Origin of the sequence: Micromonospora sp. CB01531 (assembly GCF_001905095.1) — a bacterium.
Classification (GTDB): Bacteria; Actinomycetota; Actinomycetes; order Mycobacteriales; family Micromonosporaceae; genus Micromonospora.
Map to the genome: position 1 here is coordinate 22546 of NZ_LWLS01000080.1, position 14144 is coordinate 36689.

At 72.4% G+C, this 14144-nt stretch carries 17 protein-coding genes; 12 read left to right on the plus strand and 5 right to left on the minus strand.

Going from position 1 to position 14144, the window contains the following annotated elements; all coding sequences use genetic code 11:
• Positions 1-87: 87 nt before the first annotated feature.
• From A6A27_RS23205 to prcA, 4 genes are all read left to right on the plus strand, one after another.
• Positions 88-294 (plus strand): ubiquitin-like protein Pup, encoded by a 207-nt coding sequence (locus A6A27_RS23205; protein WP_073836803.1) that lies wholly within the window; start codon positions 88-90, stop codon positions 292-294.
• Positions 295-775: 481 nt separating this feature from the next.
• Positions 776-1000, plus strand: coding sequence for an endonuclease domain-containing protein (locus A6A27_RS46150; protein ID WP_241825417.1), 225 nt, complete (start codon positions 776-778; stop codon positions 998-1000).
• On the plus strand, positions 919-1758 hold the full coding sequence (prcB, locus tag A6A27_RS23215) for a proteasome subunit beta (RefSeq protein ID WP_198940419.1): 840 nt from the start codon (positions 919-921) through the stop codon (positions 1756-1758). The genes A6A27_RS46150 and prcB overlap by 82 nt, the downstream gene beginning before the upstream one ends.
• Before the next feature lie 61 nt (positions 1759-1819).
• Positions 1820-2653 (plus strand): proteasome subunit alpha, encoded by an 834-nt coding sequence (prcA, locus tag A6A27_RS23220; protein ID WP_073836758.1) that lies wholly within the window; start codon positions 1820-1822, stop codon positions 2651-2653.
• Between the two features lie 137 nt (positions 2654-2790).
• Here the strand turns inward: prcA and rfbB are convergent, their stop codons facing one another.
• Entirely contained in the window at positions 2791-3768 is a 978-nt protein-coding gene (rfbB, locus tag A6A27_RS23225) for a dTDP-glucose 4,6-dehydratase (protein ID WP_073836759.1), read from the minus strand.
• A gap of 118 nt (positions 3769-3886) precedes the next feature.
• Between rfbB and pafA the strand changes: the two genes are divergently transcribed.
• Both pafA and A6A27_RS23235 read left to right on the plus strand, forming a co-directional pair.
• On the plus strand, positions 3887-5245 hold the full coding sequence (gene pafA, locus A6A27_RS23230) for a Pup--protein ligase (protein ID WP_073836760.1): 1359 nt from the start codon (positions 3887-3889) through the stop codon (positions 5243-5245).
• 57 nt (positions 5246-5302) lie between these two features.
• Complete coding sequence (locus A6A27_RS23235; RefSeq protein ID WP_073836761.1) at positions 5303-5497, plus strand: hypothetical protein; 195 nt, start codon at positions 5303-5305, stop codon at positions 5495-5497.
• A gap of 52 nt (positions 5498-5549) precedes the next feature.
• Here A6A27_RS23235 and A6A27_RS23240 read toward each other — a convergent pair whose 3' ends face one another.
• Positions 5550-6479: a hypothetical protein gene (locus tag A6A27_RS23240; RefSeq protein ID WP_073836762.1), complete on the minus strand. Its 930-nt coding sequence runs from the start codon at positions 6477-6479 to the stop codon at positions 5550-5552.
• 297 nt (positions 6480-6776) lie between these two features.
• Here A6A27_RS23240 and A6A27_RS23245 point away from each other — a divergent pair, with 297 nt between their 5' ends.
• Positions 6777-7325 (plus strand): carboxymuconolactone decarboxylase family protein, encoded by a 549-nt coding sequence (locus A6A27_RS23245; protein WP_073836804.1) that lies wholly within the window; start codon positions 6777-6779, stop codon positions 7323-7325.
• Positions 7326-7352: 27 nt separating this feature from the next.
• Here A6A27_RS23245 and A6A27_RS23250 read toward each other — a convergent pair whose 3' ends face one another.
• Together A6A27_RS23250 and A6A27_RS23255 are read right to left on the minus strand one after the other, a co-directional pair.
• A complete protein-coding gene (locus tag A6A27_RS23250) occupies positions 7353-8438 on the minus strand; it encodes a DUF3866 family protein (protein ID WP_073836763.1) in 1086 nt (361 codons plus the stop codon).
• A 58-nt stretch (positions 8439-8496) separates the two neighbouring features.
• Positions 8497-9501: a cation diffusion facilitator family transporter gene (locus A6A27_RS23255; RefSeq protein ID WP_073836764.1), complete on the minus strand. Its 1005-nt coding sequence runs from the start codon at positions 9499-9501 to the stop codon at positions 8497-8499.
• A 148-nt stretch (positions 9502-9649) separates the two neighbouring features.
• Here A6A27_RS23255 and A6A27_RS23260 point away from each other — a divergent pair, with 148 nt between their 5' ends.
• The 5 genes from A6A27_RS23260 to tatC all read left to right on the plus strand — a co-directional run bounded on the left by A6A27_RS23260 (position 9650) and on the right by tatC (position 13409).
• Positions 9650-10648: a helix-turn-helix transcriptional regulator gene (locus A6A27_RS23260; RefSeq protein ID WP_073836765.1), complete on the plus strand. Its 999-nt coding sequence runs from the start codon at positions 9650-9652 to the stop codon at positions 10646-10648.
• Complete coding sequence (locus tag A6A27_RS23265) at positions 10645-11652, plus strand: helix-turn-helix transcriptional regulator (protein ID WP_073836766.1); 1008 nt, start codon at positions 10645-10647, stop codon at positions 11650-11652. Before A6A27_RS23260 ends, A6A27_RS23265 begins: the two co-directional genes overlap by 4 nt.
• Positions 11653-11662: 10 nt before the next feature.
• The gene (locus tag A6A27_RS45110; protein WP_073836767.1) at positions 11663-11911 is read left to right on the plus strand and encodes a hypothetical protein; all 249 of its coding nucleotides are present in this window, start codon (positions 11663-11665) and stop codon (positions 11909-11911) included.
• 218 nt (positions 11912-12129) lie between these two features.
• Positions 12130-12438 (plus strand): Sec-independent protein translocase subunit TatA, encoded by a 309-nt coding sequence (tatA, locus tag A6A27_RS23275; protein ID WP_073836768.1) that lies wholly within the window; start codon positions 12130-12132, stop codon positions 12436-12438.
• 17 nt (positions 12439-12455) lie between these two features.
• The gene (tatC, locus tag A6A27_RS23280) at positions 12456-13409 is read left to right on the plus strand and encodes a twin-arginine translocase subunit TatC (RefSeq protein ID WP_073836769.1); all 954 of its coding nucleotides are present in this window, start codon (positions 12456-12458) and stop codon (positions 13407-13409) included.
• Between the two features lie 76 nt (positions 13410-13485).
• Here the strand turns inward: tatC and A6A27_RS23285 are convergent, their stop codons facing one another.
• A complete protein-coding gene (locus A6A27_RS23285) occupies positions 13486-14088 on the minus strand; it encodes an ATP-dependent endonuclease (RefSeq protein WP_241825412.1) in 603 nt (200 codons plus the stop codon).
• Positions 14089-14144: the final 56 nt, after the last annotated feature.

The following is a 14144-nucleotide window of genomic DNA, read 5'->3' on the forward strand; positions in this document are numbered from 1 at the left end:
CCGTCCCGCGCTGGAACCCGGCGCGCGACGGGCTTTTCGTCGTCCGCGCGAGGTAAGTTGATCGCAGGGATCGTGGAGGAGGCAACGATGGCGACCCAAGAAGGCGGCCAGACCCAGTCCGGCAAGTCGCACGAGGAGGTCGAGGAGGTCACCGCACAGGCCAACCCCGAGGTTGCCGAGCGGCACGCCGAGATCACCGAGGACGTCGACGACCTGCTCGACGAGATCGACTCCGTTCTCGAGGAGAACGCAGAGGAGTTCGTGAGGGGTTACGTACAAAAAGGGGGCCAGTGATCATATCGGGGCGAAACGGACATGCCGCTTCCCCTGGATGATCAAGATGGCCGGCGCCGTTGCCGCGACTGCGGGGAATGGAAGGTGCTCGATCAATTCTGCGCGAGCAGCACACGTCCCAGCGGTCGCGGCAGCTATTGCAAGCCCTGCTTCAACGAGCGGTCGAAGGCCAGTTACGCCAAGCGAGTGAGCGAGAGGTGCAGCCGAGAGGTGAAGCCTGCCCGGGAACTCCCGGACGGGCACCGCTTCTGCGCCGACTGTGGAACCGTCAAGCCCGTGGCTGACTTCCCTCGCAATCGCTCCGACAGCACGGACTACGCCACGTACTGCAAGCCCGGTCACAACACACGTACCAGCGAGACCAAGCAGCGGCTCTACGGCGGCAATCGCGAGTACCACCTGCGCCGGCGTTACGGGGCAGGGCATAAGGAGTTCGACGAGCTCCTGGCCGAGCAAGGTGGTGTGCGCGATCTGTGGCGCGGTGGACCCGCAACATCTGGACCACGATCATCGCACCGGATGGGTGCGCGGGATACTCTGCTTCAACCGTAACGGTGGTCTTGGCCAGTTCCGTGACAGTCCCGTGCGGCTGGCCAGGGCGATCACGTACCTGAGAGGAACCACGTGGCAGCGGGTTTTGATCCATCCGGGCGTCTACCAGATGTGTTCACCAACGCGGGGACGTCCTCCTTCACAGCGTTTCTGAGCAAGGTGGCCCCCGAGATGCTGCCCGGCCGGCGGCCGCTGCCGCCCGGCATGGCCGCCGACATGGCGCCACACGCGACGACCATCGTGGCCATCTCGGCCGCCGGTGGCGTGGTGATGGCCGGCGACCGGCGCGCCACGATGGGCAACCTGATCGCCCAGCGGGACATCGAGAAGGTGCACCCGGCCGACGCGTACTCGCTGGTCGGCATCGCGGGCACCGCGGGCATCGGCATCGAGCTGATGCGACTGTTCCAGGTGGAACTCGAGCACTACGAGAAGATCGAGGGCGCCATGCTCTCGCTCGACGGCAAGGCCAACCGGCTGGCCGCGATGATCCGGGGCAACCTGGGTGCGGCGATGCAGGGCCTCGCGGTCATTCCGCTGTTCGCCGGGTTCGACCTGGCGGCCAGCGACCCGGCCCGGGCCGGCCGGATCTTCAGCTTCGACGTGACCGGCGGCCCGTACGAGGAGACCGGCTACGACGCGATCGGGTCCGGCTCGCTGTTCGCCAAGTCGGCGTTGAAGAAGCGGTTCCGGGCAGGCCTGTCGATCGACGACGCGGTGCGGCTCGCCGTCGAGGCGCTCTACGACGCGGCCGACGACGACACCGCGACCGGTGGCCCGGACCTGACCCGCCGGATCTACCCGGTGGTGATGACCGCGACGGCGGACGGCACGCACCGGCTCACCGAGGCCGAGACGGCGGCGATCGCGGAGAGCGTCGTGGCCGGCCGGATGGAGAACCCGGGCGGCTGACCCCGCTCCCACCTCACCCGTCAGCAGTCCGCAGCACAGCGCCCGAAGGAGAACCGCCGCCGTGGCCATGCAGTTCTACGCCTCGCCCGAGCAGATCATGCGCGACCGCTCCGAGTTGGCCCGCAAGGGCATCGCCCGGGGCCGAAGCGCGGTGGTCCTGAGCTACGAGGGCGGGGTGCTCTTCGTCGCGGAAAACCTGTCCAGCACCCTGCACAAGGTCAGCGAGATCTACGACCGGATCGGTTTCGCCGCGGTGGGCCGCTACAACGAGTTCGAGAACCTGCGCCGTGCCGGGGTACGGATGGCCGATCTGAACGGACTGAGCTACGACCGGCGGGACGTTACCGGCCTGGCGCTGGCCAACGCGTACGCGCAGACGCTGGGTGCCATCTTCACCGAGCAGTCGAAGCCGTTCGAGGTGGAGGTCTGCGTGGCAGAGGTGGGTGCCACGCCGGAAGACGATTCGCTCTACCGGGTGACGTACGACGGTTCGGTCAACGACGAGCCGGGCCGGATGGCGATGGGTGGCCAGGCCGAGGCGATCACCGGGGTGCTGAAGAACGAGCACCGGCCGGAGATGTCGCTGTCCGAGGCGATCCAGGCCGCGGTGAAGGCGCTCGGCAGCGTCGGCGGGGAGGGCGGGGCCGCCCGTACCATCGCCGCGAACCAGATGGAGGTGGCGGTGCTGGACCGCCGCCGGGTGGGGCGGACGTTCCGGCGGGTGACCGGGGCGGCGTTGACCGCGCTGCTGGAGGGCGACGCGAGCGCGGACACCGCGCCGGCGCCGGGGCGCGCACAGACCCCGACTTCGCCCACCGAGGAGGCGAAGAAGCCGACCACGTCGGCTGGCTCGGCGGACCTGGAGGGCCAGCAGGGCGAGCAGTCGGGCGACTGACGGCCGGGCCAGGCGCGCGTTCTGTGCGGCCCGGCTCGCCCGGGTGACGCCGCCCGGGCCGGGCCGGCAGACGTCGCGCGGCGAGGCGGCGGCGATCCCGGTGAACGTGCCGGACCTGGCCCGTGCGACCCGGCGGATCAGCGATGCGGCTTGAGCGGCTGCCACCAGGCGCGGTTGGCCCGGTACCAGTCGACCGTCTCGGCGAGCCCGCCGTCCAGGTCGACGGTGGGCACCCAGCCGAGTTCGCGGCGGGTGGTGGTGCAGTCCAGCGAGTAGCGGCGGTCGTGGCCCCGGCGGTCGGCGACCGGCCGGACGCGGTCCCAGCCGGCGCCGCAGGCGGCGAGGAGGCGGCCGGTGAGTTCCCGGTTGGTCAGTTCGGTGCCGCTGCCGAGGTGGTAGACGCCGCCGGCCCGGCCGTGGACCTGGGCCAGCGCGATGCCGTGGCAGTGGTCGTCGACGTGCAGCCAGTCGCGGACGTTGCCGCCGTCGCCGTACAGCGGCACGTCGTGCCCGTCGAGCAGGTTGGTGGCGAACAGCGGCACGATCTTCTCGGGGTACTGGTACGGGCCGTAGGTGTTGGCGCCGCGGGTGATGACGACGTTCAGGCCGTGGGTGCGGTGGTAGGCGAGGGCGAGCAGGTCGGCGCCGGCCTTGCTGGCCGAGTAGGGGGAGCTGGGCCGCAGCGGCGTCTGCTCGGTCCAGGAGCCGGTGTCGATGGACCCGTACACCTCGTCGGTGGAGACCTGCACGAACCGGCCGACCCCGTGGCGCAGGGCGGCGTCGAGCAGGATCTGGGTGCCGACCACGTTGGTGGTGACGAACGGGGCGGCGTCGGTGATGGAGCGGTCGACGTGGGATTCGGCGGCGAGGTGGACGACGACGTCGTGACCGGGGACGGTGGCGTCGACGAGGGCGGCGTCGCGGATGTCGCCGCGGACGACCCGCAGCCGGGGATCGGCGCGTACCGGGTCGACGGCGGCGTCGGTGGCGGCGTAGGTCCAGGCGTCGAGCACGGTGAGGGCGTCCACCGGCAGGTCCGGCTCGGCGCCGGTGAGCAGCCGCCGGACGTACGCCGATCCGATGAAGCCGGCGCCGCCGGTGACGAGGATTCTCACGGCTGGGACCGTACCCGGCGGTGGGATTCGCGGACGCGGGGAATGCCCGGCCCGGTGCGGATGAGACCACCGGGTTGAGCGCTGCCCATCTGGGGCCCCGGGCGGCTAATGTCACATCATGGAGCGGCGAATCTTCGGCCTCGAGACCGAGTACGGCGTCACCTGCACCTATCGCGGGCAGCGCCGGCTGTCCCCCGACGAGGTCGCGCGGTACCTGTTCCGGCGGGTGGTGTCGTGGGGCCGGTCGAGCAACGTGTTTCTGCGCAACGGAGCCCGGCTCTACCTGGACGTGGGCTCGCACCCGGAGTACGCGACGCCGGAATGCGACTCGGTGACCGATCTGGTGGCCCACGACCGGGCAGGGGAGCGGATCCTGGAGGGGCTGCTCGTCGACGCGGAGAAGCGGCTGCACGACGAGGGCATCGCGGGTGAAATCTACCTGTTCAAGAACAACACCGACTCGGCCGGCAACTCGTACGGCTGCCACGAGAACTATCTGGTGTCCCGGCACGGCGAGTTCGGCCGGCTCGCCGACGTGCTGATCCCGTTCCTGGTCACCCGGCAGTTGATCTGCGGCGCGGGGAAGGTGCTGCAGACGCCACGCGGGGCGGTCTACTGCCTGTCGCAGCGGGCCGAGCACATCTGGGAGGGCGTCTCCTCGGCGACCACCCGGAGCCGGCCGATCATCAACACCCGGGACGAGCCGCACGCGGACGCGGAGCGGTACCGGCGCCTGCACGTGATCGTCGGCGACTCGAACATGAACGAGGTGACCACGCTGCTGAAGGTGGGCACCGCGGACATCGTGCTGCGGATGATCGAGGCCGGGGTGGTGATGCGGGACCTGACGCTGGAGAACCCGATCCGGGCCATCCGCGAGGTGTCGCACGACATCACCGGCCGGCGCAAGGTGCGGCTGGCCTCCGGCAAGGAGGTCTCGGCGCTGGAGATCCAGCAGGAATACCTGGCGAAGGCGACGGAGTTCGTGGAGCGCCGGGGCGGGGACCAGACCGCGAAGCGGGTGGTAGATCTCTGGGCGCGGGTGCTGCGGGCGGTGGAGACCGGGGACCTGGACCCGGTGGCCCGGGAGATCGACTGGGTGACGAAGCTGCGCCTGATCGAGCGGTACCAGCGCAAGCACGACCTGCCGTTGTCGCACCCTCGGGTGGCGCAGATGGATCTGGCGTACCACGACCTGCGGCGCGGGCGGGGCCTGTACGGGCTGCTGGAGCGGCGCGGCGAGGTGGACCGGGTGGCCACCGACCCGGAGATCTTCGAGGCGAAGGAGACGCCGCCGCAGACCACCCGGGCGCGGCTGCGGGGTGAGTTCATCCGGCATGCGCAGGAGAAGCGGCGGGACTTCACCGTCGACTGGGTGCATCTGAAGCTGAACGACCAGGCGCAGCGGACGGTGCTGTGCAAGGACCCGTTCCGGGCGTACGACGAGCGGGTGGAGCGGCTGATCGCGAGCATGTGAGGCGGCGGCCGGTGCCGTGGGCACCGGCCGCCCGCTCACGGGTACGCTGGCGTCGCGATGAACACTTCCGAACCCTCCGGCCGCGACCGTGGCACCGAGAAGCTCAACTGGATCGACCGGCGCCGGGAGAAGATCCGCGCTGAGATCGAGCGGAACCGCCGTGGCGAGTACAAGGTGCCGACCTGGGTGCTGGGTGTGGCGCTGGCGCTGATCGTGGTCGGCTGGTTGGCGTTCATCTTCCTCGCCGGCTGAGTCCGGGTCCGGCCGCGCCGGCTGTGACGGGCGGGTGCCGCCCCGGGTCCGGTCAGTTGTATGGCATGGTGGGGAACCAGCCGATGCCGAAGCGGGCGGGCAGCCGCACGTCCCAGTAGACGACGGTGAAGATGCCCAGGGCGACGAGCAGCGCGCCGGTCACGACGGCGGCGCGGCGGGGGTCGGCCATCCAGCGCAGGAAGCGTCCCCGGCTGACCACGACGACGATCGCGAAGATCAGCGTGACGAGCAGGATGTTGCCCAGCGACTGCAGGGTGAAGGCGAGTGCCCCGTAGAGCGGGTTGCCGGTGTCGGCCGCCCAGTGGAACAGCTTGTTGAACATCGGGTAGGGGCGCCCGATGAGGAAGCCGCCGACCAGCGCGCCCATCGTCACCACCCGGGCGACCGGCCGGTGGGCGAAGACGTCGGGGAGCAGGCCGAGCGCGGCGAGCCCGAGGTAGGTCAGTGCCAGGCCGATCACGCCGAACACGACGGACGACTGGATGAGGCGGACCGGGACCCCGCCGACCACGTCGGTGGAGAGTTGGGGGAGCTGGTCGCCGAGCAGGACGCCGATGGCGCCGTAGCCGGCGGAGACCGCGATCATGCCGAGGGCCAGCCAGCCGACGGGACGGAGCAGGGACCGCAGCGGCGCGGCGCTGGCGTGGCCGCCGGACGCCTGGCTCATCGGGCCGACCGAGGCAGCCATGGCGATGTTGCAGGCGGTGAAGGTGCCGGCGAAGCCGGAGACGAACGCGAAGAGCAGCCCGGCGGCGGTGCCGGTGATCGCGGTGGCCTTGGCGTCGTGGCCGAGCACGGTGTTCGCGACGTTGTCGCCGATGACCTTGTCGACCAGCTCGAACGACCACAGGACGGCGAGCAGGACGCCGGCTGCCGTGCTGAGCAGGGCGACCCGGAGACGGCGCCCGGGGCCGGGTGCCGGGGTGAGGAGTTGGCGTTCGGGGAGCTGTCGCAGGGACATGACGCCTCGCATTCCGCTACTTGGGCCGCGCCGGACCCCTGCAGTGACGGGCGGGGAGGCCGGGGTCGATGCGGCCGGGGGTCGGATACCTGGACAGGATGGGGGCGGCCGGGCCGGCGGGGCGTCTTCGACCGTGCGGTCTTCGCTGCTGATCGGCGGGGTGGGCGGTCCGCGGCGGACCGGTCGGCGCCGGGAACAGCGCAAGGGGGAAGTTGCCGTCCCCACCCGGGGCTGGCAGGTTGCCGGATGGACCGGGTTCGCAGTCGGCCACGGCCGGCTCGGGTGGGAGGCGAGGGCATGGCACATATCGATCTTGGCCTGGACGAGAAGGCCCACCCGGGCATCAACGGGCCGATGCGGTTCCGTCCCGAGACCGCGAAGCCGCTGAACACGCTCGCCGAGCAGCTGCTGCGCGCCCCGCACCCCACGCTGACCGCAGGCGAACGGGAGCTCATCGCCGCCTACGTGTCCGGCCTGAACGAGTGCACGTTCTGCTGCTCGTCGCACTCGGCGTTCGCCGCCGCCCAGCTGCCGTCCGGGATGCCGCTGGTGGAGCAGGTGCGCCGGGACGTGACCACCGCGCCGGTCAGCGAAAAGCTGCGGGCGCTGCTGCGGATTGCCGGGGCGGTGCAGCGCAGCGGCCGGGCGGTCACCCCCGAGCTGGTCGAAGCGGCCCGCGCGGCGGGCGCCACCGACCTGGAGATCCACGACGCGGTGCTGATCGCCGCGGCGTTCTGCATGTACAACAGGTACGTCGACGGCCTGGGCACCTGGGCGCCGCAGGACCCGGCGGCGTACGAGCGGTCCGCCGCGCACATCGTCGCCCACGGCTACGGCGCGAGCTGAGCGCCGGTCCGCCGCCGGCCGGACGGCTCAGCCGAGCAGGCGGGCCGCGTGCCGGCCGGCGGCGGCCGCGGCCAGGAAGTAGGCGTGGTCGGCGTCCAGGCCGCGGCCCATGGTCGACAGGCCGACCGGGCTGGCCCGCAGCGCCGCGTCGAGCCCGTCGGTGGGCACGGTGACGATCCGGTGCCGGTCGGCAAGCGGGGCGAGGGCCTGGTCCACCTCGGCGGCCAGGGCCGGGTCGAGGCGGTCCGGCACGACCAGCTCCGCGGCGGCGAGGGCCACCCGGCCGTACGCGGTGAGGCTGTGGTGGGAGACGCCGCGGTGCCGAGAGCGCGGGTCGGCGTCGGAGATGCGCAACGAGCCGACCGCCCGGCCGCCGAGGGTGGCGACCGCGTTGACCGCCTCGCCGACGGCCACCCCGGAGAAGCCCCAGCGGGTGCCGGTGCCCAGATTGCCCGGCCCCTGGGCGACGATCGCGAGGTCGGCGTGCAGCACGTGCCGGGCGGCGAGCAGGCCGCTGTGCAGGGTGCTGGCCTCCAGGTCGCCGCCGAACGCCTGGCCGACGCTGACCGTGCCGGCGAGGTGGTCGGCGAGCCCGGCGAGGGTGCGGGAGAACCAGGCCGGCAGCGCCCCGCCGTCGGTGAGCAGGTAGGCCACCCGGGCGTGCGGAGCGTCGGCGTGGACGCCGGCGAGGATCGCCGGCAGAGCCGAGTGCAGGTCGGCGGTGACCACCGGCATCCCGTCGAGGCTGTCCGCGGCGGCCAGCAGCGCGTGGTGCGGGGAGGCCTCCTCGTCGACGCCGAGCAGGATCGGTTGCAGCGGGGTGTAGCGGGCCTTGACCAGGTGGCCGGCGTCGCGGCTGTCGGCGTCCTGCGGCGGGTCGGCGGGGAGCCGCTCGGGCAGGGCCACGACCAGGGCGTATCCGCCGGTGCCGAGGCCCATCAGCAGGGCGCCGGCGTTGAGCAGCACCCGGTCGCCGGGTTCCGGGTCGCCGACCAGCGCCGGGTAGGCCAGGGCACGCATCTGGCCGCCGTCGGGCAGGTCGACGTCGAGTTCCGTCGCGCCGGCCCACCGCCGCCGTACCGCCGTGACCATGCCGGACCGCCATCGCACCATGCCCAGGAAACTATCGGCCGTCGGCGGGCCGGGCCGCGTCCGGGTGGCCCGGCGCGCGTCAGAAGGTGTCGGTCTGCTGGTCCACGGGCTGGTCGCCCTCGTTCTGGGTACGCCGGGCCCGGCCGCGGTCGGTGCCGGGCATGGACCGGGTGGGGTCGAGGAAGACGTACCCGATCTCGGGGTAGTGCTCGGTGAGCCGCCGCTCGGCCTCGTCGGCGGCGGCCTCGATGTCCGCGCCGGTGGCGTCGTTATGGAAGTCGACCTTGGCGGCGACGAGGATGTCGTCCGGGCCGAGCACCATGGTCATCAGCGTGTGGACCCGGTCCACGGTGGGCAGCGAGGCCAGCTCGTGCTCGATCTTCCGGTGTACGCGCTCCGACACGGCCCGGCCCACCAGCAGCGAGATGTTGCTCCGGGCCAGGATGGCGGCGACGACCAGCAGGAGCACGCCGATCAGGATCGAGGCGATCCCGTCGTAGAGTTCGTCGTCGGTGAGTTCGGACAGCCCGAGGCCGACGCCGGCGATGAGCAGGCCGATGAGGGCGGCGGTGTCCTCCATGAAGACGGCCTTGACGGTGGTGTCGGCGGTCAGGCGCAGGTAGCGGCGGGGGGTGGCCCGCCAGCGGCGGGACTCGCGACGGATCTGCCGGACCGCCCGGGTCAGGGACACCGACTCCACCACGAAGGAGATCACCAGCACGATGTACGACACCAGGAAGTTGCCGGTGTGCTGGTGCACGAGGATGGTGGTGACGCCGTGGGTGATGGCGAAGCCGGCGCCCACCACGAAGGTGAACAGCGCGGCGAGGAACGCCCAGACGTAGCTCTCCTTGCCGTAGCCGAACGGATGCCGGGTGTCGGCGGGCCGGGCCCCGCGACGCAGCGCCAGGTAGAGCAGCACCTCGGTGGTGGTGTCGGCAACCGAGTGGGCGGCCTCGGAGAGCATCGCCGCCGAGCCGGAGAGCAGGCCGGCGACGGCCTTGGCGACCGCGATGGCGAGGTTAGCCGAGCCGGCCACGATGACCGTGCCCACGCTCTCGCGCTTGACTTCCGCTTCCGCCATGCGCTCACCATATGGCCGGTGCCGGCGCTGCGCCGGTCGAGCGGGACGGCCCGCGACGGGTGGGGCACCGCCGCCTCGGGTGCGGCGTTCCGTGCGGCGCGCCCGCGTGGGTGCACGCCCGGGACGCGCGGGCTGCTAGCGTTCACACGTGTCCCGGACCCGTACCGAACGCCTGGTCAACCTGGTGATCTGCCTGTTGTCGACGCGACGGTTTCTCACCGCCGCCCAGATCGCCGCGACCGTGCCCGGCTACGAGCATGACCCGGACGACGCCAAGGACCACGAGGCATTCCAGCGCAAGTTCGAACGGGACAAGGCTGAGCTGCGCGAGCTGGGGGTGCCGCTGGAGACGGGCACGGCCAGCGTCTTCGACGCCGAGCCCGGCTACCGGATCGCCCCCCGCGAGTACGCCCTGCCCGACATTCCGCTCGAACCGGACGAGGCCGCCGCCGTCGGCATCGCGGCGCGGCTGTGGCAGCACGCCGGCCTGGCGGCCGCCGCCTCGTCGGGGCTGGCGAAGCTGCGCGCCGCCGGCATCGACGTGGACCCGCAGGCCACCCTGGGCCTGGAGCCGATGGTCACGGTCGACCCGGCGTTCGCCCCGCTGACCGCCGCCGCCCGGGACCGGCGGGAGGTCAACTTCGACTACCGGGTGCCGGACCGGGACGCCCCGACCCGCCGCCGACTGCAGCCGTGGGGCGTGGTCTGCTGGCGCGGCCGGTGGTATGTGGTCGGCCACGACCTGGACCGGGAGGCGGCCCGCTGCTTCCGGCTGTCCCGCGTGGTGGGCACGGTCCGGGTGACCGGCCAGCCCGGGGCGTATGAGCCGCCCGCGGGGGTGGACCTGATCAGCCACGTGGCCCGCTGGTCCGGGCCGGTGGAGCGGACCGGCCGGGCCACGGTGCTGGTCGCCCCGGGGCGGGCGGCCGGGCTGCGTCGCTGGGCGGTGGAGATCAACTGCGGGCCGGACGGCGACCGCCTGGTCCTGCCGTACGCCGACGCGGACAACCTGGCCGGCCAGGTGGTCGGCTACGGCCCGGACGCCCGGGTGCTGGAGCCGCCGGAGGTCCGCGAGGCGGTCATCCAGCGGTTGAAGGAGATCGCCGCCAGGCACGACGAGCTGGCGGTGGCCGGGGGTGCCCGGTGACCCGCCCGGCGGCCCGCGGTGGCCGCGCCTCGGCGGACCGGCTCGCCCGGCTGCTCAACCTGGTGCCCTACCTGCTCGCCCGCCCCGGGATCGAAATCGCCGAGGCGGCCGGGGATCTGGGGGTGACCGAGCGGCAGCTCCGCGAGGACCTGGAGCTGCTCTGGGTGTGCGGCCTGCCCGGTTACGGCCCGGGCGATCTGATCGACATGGCGTTCGACGGCGACCGGGTGACCATCACCTACGACGCCGGCATCGACCGGCCGCTGCGGCTCACCCCGGACGAGGCGCTCGCCCTGGTGGTGGCGCTGCGGATGCTGGCCGAGACGCCCGGGGTGGCCAACCGGGAGGCGGTGGAGCGGGCCCTTGCCAAGATCGAGAGCGCGGCCGGGGACCTGGCCGGCGCTCCGGTGGAGGTGCGGCTGCCCGGCGACACCGCCCGGGTGCGTGAGCTGCGGGCGGCCGTGGAGCGGGGCCGGGCGCTGCGGATCACCTACTACACCGCAGCCCGGGACGAAACCACCGAGCGCACCATCGACCCGCTGCGAATGCTGATGGTCGGCGGCCGGGCGTACGTGGAGGCGTGGTGCCGCCGCGCCGACGCGGTCCGGCTGTTCCGGGCCGACCGGATCGACGCGGTCACCGAGCTGGACGAGGCGGCAGTGGTGCCGCCGCAGGCCCGCCCGCACGACCTCAGCGACGGGGTGTTCCGGCCCTCGGCCGACCTGCCGCTGATCACCCTGCGGGTCGGTCGGAGCGAGCGGTGGATCACCGAGTACTACCCGTGCGAGCGGGTCGAGGCCGACGGTGAGCAGTGGCTGGTGTCGCTGCGGGTCACCGACCTGGGCTGGGCGCGGCGGTTCGTGCTCGGGCTCGGCCCCGACGTCACCGTGGTCGCCCCGGCTGAGCTGGCCGAGCAGGTCCGCGCCCAGGCGGCCGCCGCGCTCGACGCGTACGCGAGGCCGGTGGATCGCGCCAATCCGGCGGTGGCCGGCCGAACCCAGTAGGCTGACCGCCGTGGTGACGTGGATCGTGCTCGGGGTCGTGCTGTTCCCGCTCCTCGTGCTGGCCCTGGCGGTCCGGCCGGTGCTGGCGCGGCTGCCCCGGCTGCGCCGGGCGGCGGTGGCCCTGCAGCGCCGCCAGGCCGAGGCGGAGGCGATGCGGTCGGTCGCCGAGGAACTCCAGAGCCGCGCCGAAGGCCTCCAGGAGCGGCTGACCGTCACCCAGGAACGGCTGGCGTTGATCAAGGCCAGGCGCGGAAAGTGATCGACGCCGGTCGGTCCGGCGGGCACTAACTGCGCGGACCCGGGCGGTTCCGCGCACGATCACGCCGCCGCAGGTGGTTGACGGGACACTTCGGGTTGGTCGAGACTTCACCGACCGGGTCCGCACCGGCAGGCCCGTCAGGGTGGCAAGGCCCTCCGACCCACGTACGATGGGCTGCGACCCACCCCTGACCGACATTTGAACGACTGGAGCTTCCCATGGGTGCCCTCAAGCCGTGGCACATCGCCGTACTCGTGGTCGTGCTGATCCTGCTGTTCGGCGCGAAGCGGCTCCCCGACGCGGCCCGTTCGCTGGGCCGCTCGCTGCGGATCATCAAGGCGGAGACCAAGAGCCTGCACGACGATGACCGCGACCTGGCCGAGAAGGCCGACGCGCAGGCCGGCTACCAGCCGCTCCCGCCGAACCCGGCCCAGCAGCAGTACGCGCCGCAGCAGCCCCCGCAGCAGCAGTACGCGCCGCAGCCGCAGCAGCCGGTCGACCCGGTGCAGCGCGTCCGCGACAACTGACCGGAGGGCCCTCCACCGTGGCCTTCGCGTTGAAGAAGCGCGGCCCGAGCAACTTCGACCGGGCCTCCGACGGCTCCATGACGCTCATGGAGCACATCCGTGAGCTGCGGAACCGGCTGTTCCGGGCGTCGTTGGGGATCGTCGGCGGTCTGATCGTCGGCTTCTGGCTGGCGGAACCGGTCTTCCAGTTGCTGAAGCGGCCGTACTGCCGGCTGCCCGGCACGACGAACGCACTGGGACAGTGCCAGGACCTGTTGGCCCTGGCGCCGACGACCTCCTTCCTCATGAAGCTGAAGCTGGCGCTCTGGCTCGGCCTGATCATCGGCGGGCCGGTCTGGCTCTACCAGCTCTGGGCCTTCATCGCCCCGGGTCTGCATCGGAACGAACGCAAGTGGGCGTACGTCTTCGTGTCGATCGCCGCGCCGCTGTTCGCCGCCGGTGCCGTGCTGGCCTACTTCGTGGTCGACAAGGGCCTCGGGTTCCTGATGGACTCCGGGGTGGGCGGGCTGTCCAACCAGTTCGAGGTCACCGCGTACATCGCGTTCGTCACGAACATGATCCTCCTGTTCGGGGTGGCGTTCGAGTTCCCACTGATCCTGCTAATGCTCAACTTCACCGGGGTGGCCAGCGCCCGGCGGCTGCTGAGCTGGTGGCGCGTGGTGATCTTCGTGTCGTTCGCGTTCGCCGCGATCGCCACCCCCGACCCGGGCCCGTTCGGCATGACGCTGCTGGCGGCCGCGCTCTCCCTGCTCTACTTCGTCGCGGTCGGCGTGGCCTTCCTCAACGACAAGCGGCGTGGCCGGGGCCGGGAGACGTACGCGGGCGTCGCCGATGACGAGGTGTCGCCGCTGGACCTGTCCACCGAACCGATCGAGGCCGGAACGCGCGTCGAGGCCTCCGCCCCGATCGGGACGCCCGAACCGATCGACGCGCCGGCGCCGATCGAGCGCCGGTACGACGACATGACCTGACCGGATCGCTTGCCGTAGGTATACCGGAACGCCGTCCACGGCCGGGGACGGCGTTCCGCGTCTCGGGGTCGTCGGTTCAGAGCCGGGCGAGCAGGCGGTCCAGCGGCGGCGGGGTCCGGGCCGGGTCGAGGGCGCCGGAGAGCAGGGTCGCGTAGTGGCTCTTGCGGCCGGACCGGGTGCCGATGAAGCGGTGGAGCTGGCGGGTGAGCGGGCGATCCTGCTGGGCGGGCTGCCGCTGGAACAGGCGGAACGAGCGTAGGTCGCCCACGGCCTCGACGAGTTGTTCGACCGCCCCGGTGCCGAGCGCCCGGATCAGCTCGTCCTCCAGGTCGGCGTGACAGGCGTGGAAGCCGAGGTCCGCCAGCGCCGCCGGGGAGCCCGCGCCGAGCCCGCAGTCCACCAGGGCGCGCCGGACGTACCCTTCCTCGGCCGCGTCGTAGAGGCCGGCCAGCCGGCGTCCGCGGAACAGTTCGACGAAGTGCCGGACGTTCGTCACCCCGCCCATCGGCACCACCGCCACCCCGCCCAGCAGTTGGCCGTGCCGGCGGGCCACCGCCTCGATCGCGCAGCGGTCGCTGTCGCCCTCGACCAGCACCACCGTCTCGGCGTCCAGGCCGGCGGCGTCCGTCAGGCTGTGTCGCAGGTCCACCTCGCGCCTCTCCCGGGTCGGCGACGACATCCTGGTCACCCTGCCCGCCCGCGCCGCCGACGGCAACCGGGTATCCGGGGCGGCCC

What these genes read in the sequence shown, in the direction of transcription:
- A6A27_RS23205 (WP_073836803.1), top strand. Translation starts at nt 88, where the DNA reads ATGGCGACCCAAGAAGGCGGCCAGACCCAGTCCGGCAAGTCGCACGAG.
- pafA (WP_073836760.1), top strand. Translation starts at nt 3,887, where the DNA reads ATGGAGCGGCGAATCTTCGGCCTCGAGACCGAGTACGGCGTCACCTGC.
- A6A27_RS23235 (WP_073836761.1), top strand. Translation starts at nt 5,303, where the DNA reads ATGAACACTTCCGAACCCTCCGGCCGCGACCGTGGCACCGAGAAGCTC.
- A6A27_RS23240 (WP_073836762.1), bottom strand. Translation starts at nt 6,479, where the DNA reads ATGTCCCTGCGACAGCTCCCCGAACGCCAACTCCTCACCCCGGCACCC.
- A6A27_RS23245 (WP_073836804.1), top strand. Translation starts at nt 6,777, where the DNA reads ATGGCACATATCGATCTTGGCCTGGACGAGAAGGCCCACCCGGGCATC.
- A6A27_RS23250 (WP_073836763.1), bottom strand. Translation starts at nt 8,438, where the DNA reads ATGGTGCGATGGCGGTCCGGCATGGTCACGGCGGTACGGCGGCGGTGG.
- A6A27_RS23255 (WP_073836764.1), bottom strand. Translation starts at nt 9,501, where the DNA reads ATGGCGGAAGCGGAAGTCAAGCGCGAGAGCGTGGGCACGGTCATCGTG.
- tatA (WP_073836768.1), top strand. Translation starts at nt 12,130, where the DNA reads ATGGGTGCCCTCAAGCCGTGGCACATCGCCGTACTCGTGGTCGTGCTG.
- A6A27_RS23285 (WP_241825412.1), bottom strand. Translation starts at nt 14,088, where the DNA reads ATGTCGTCGCCGACCCGGGAGAGGCGCGAGGTGGACCTGCGACACAGC.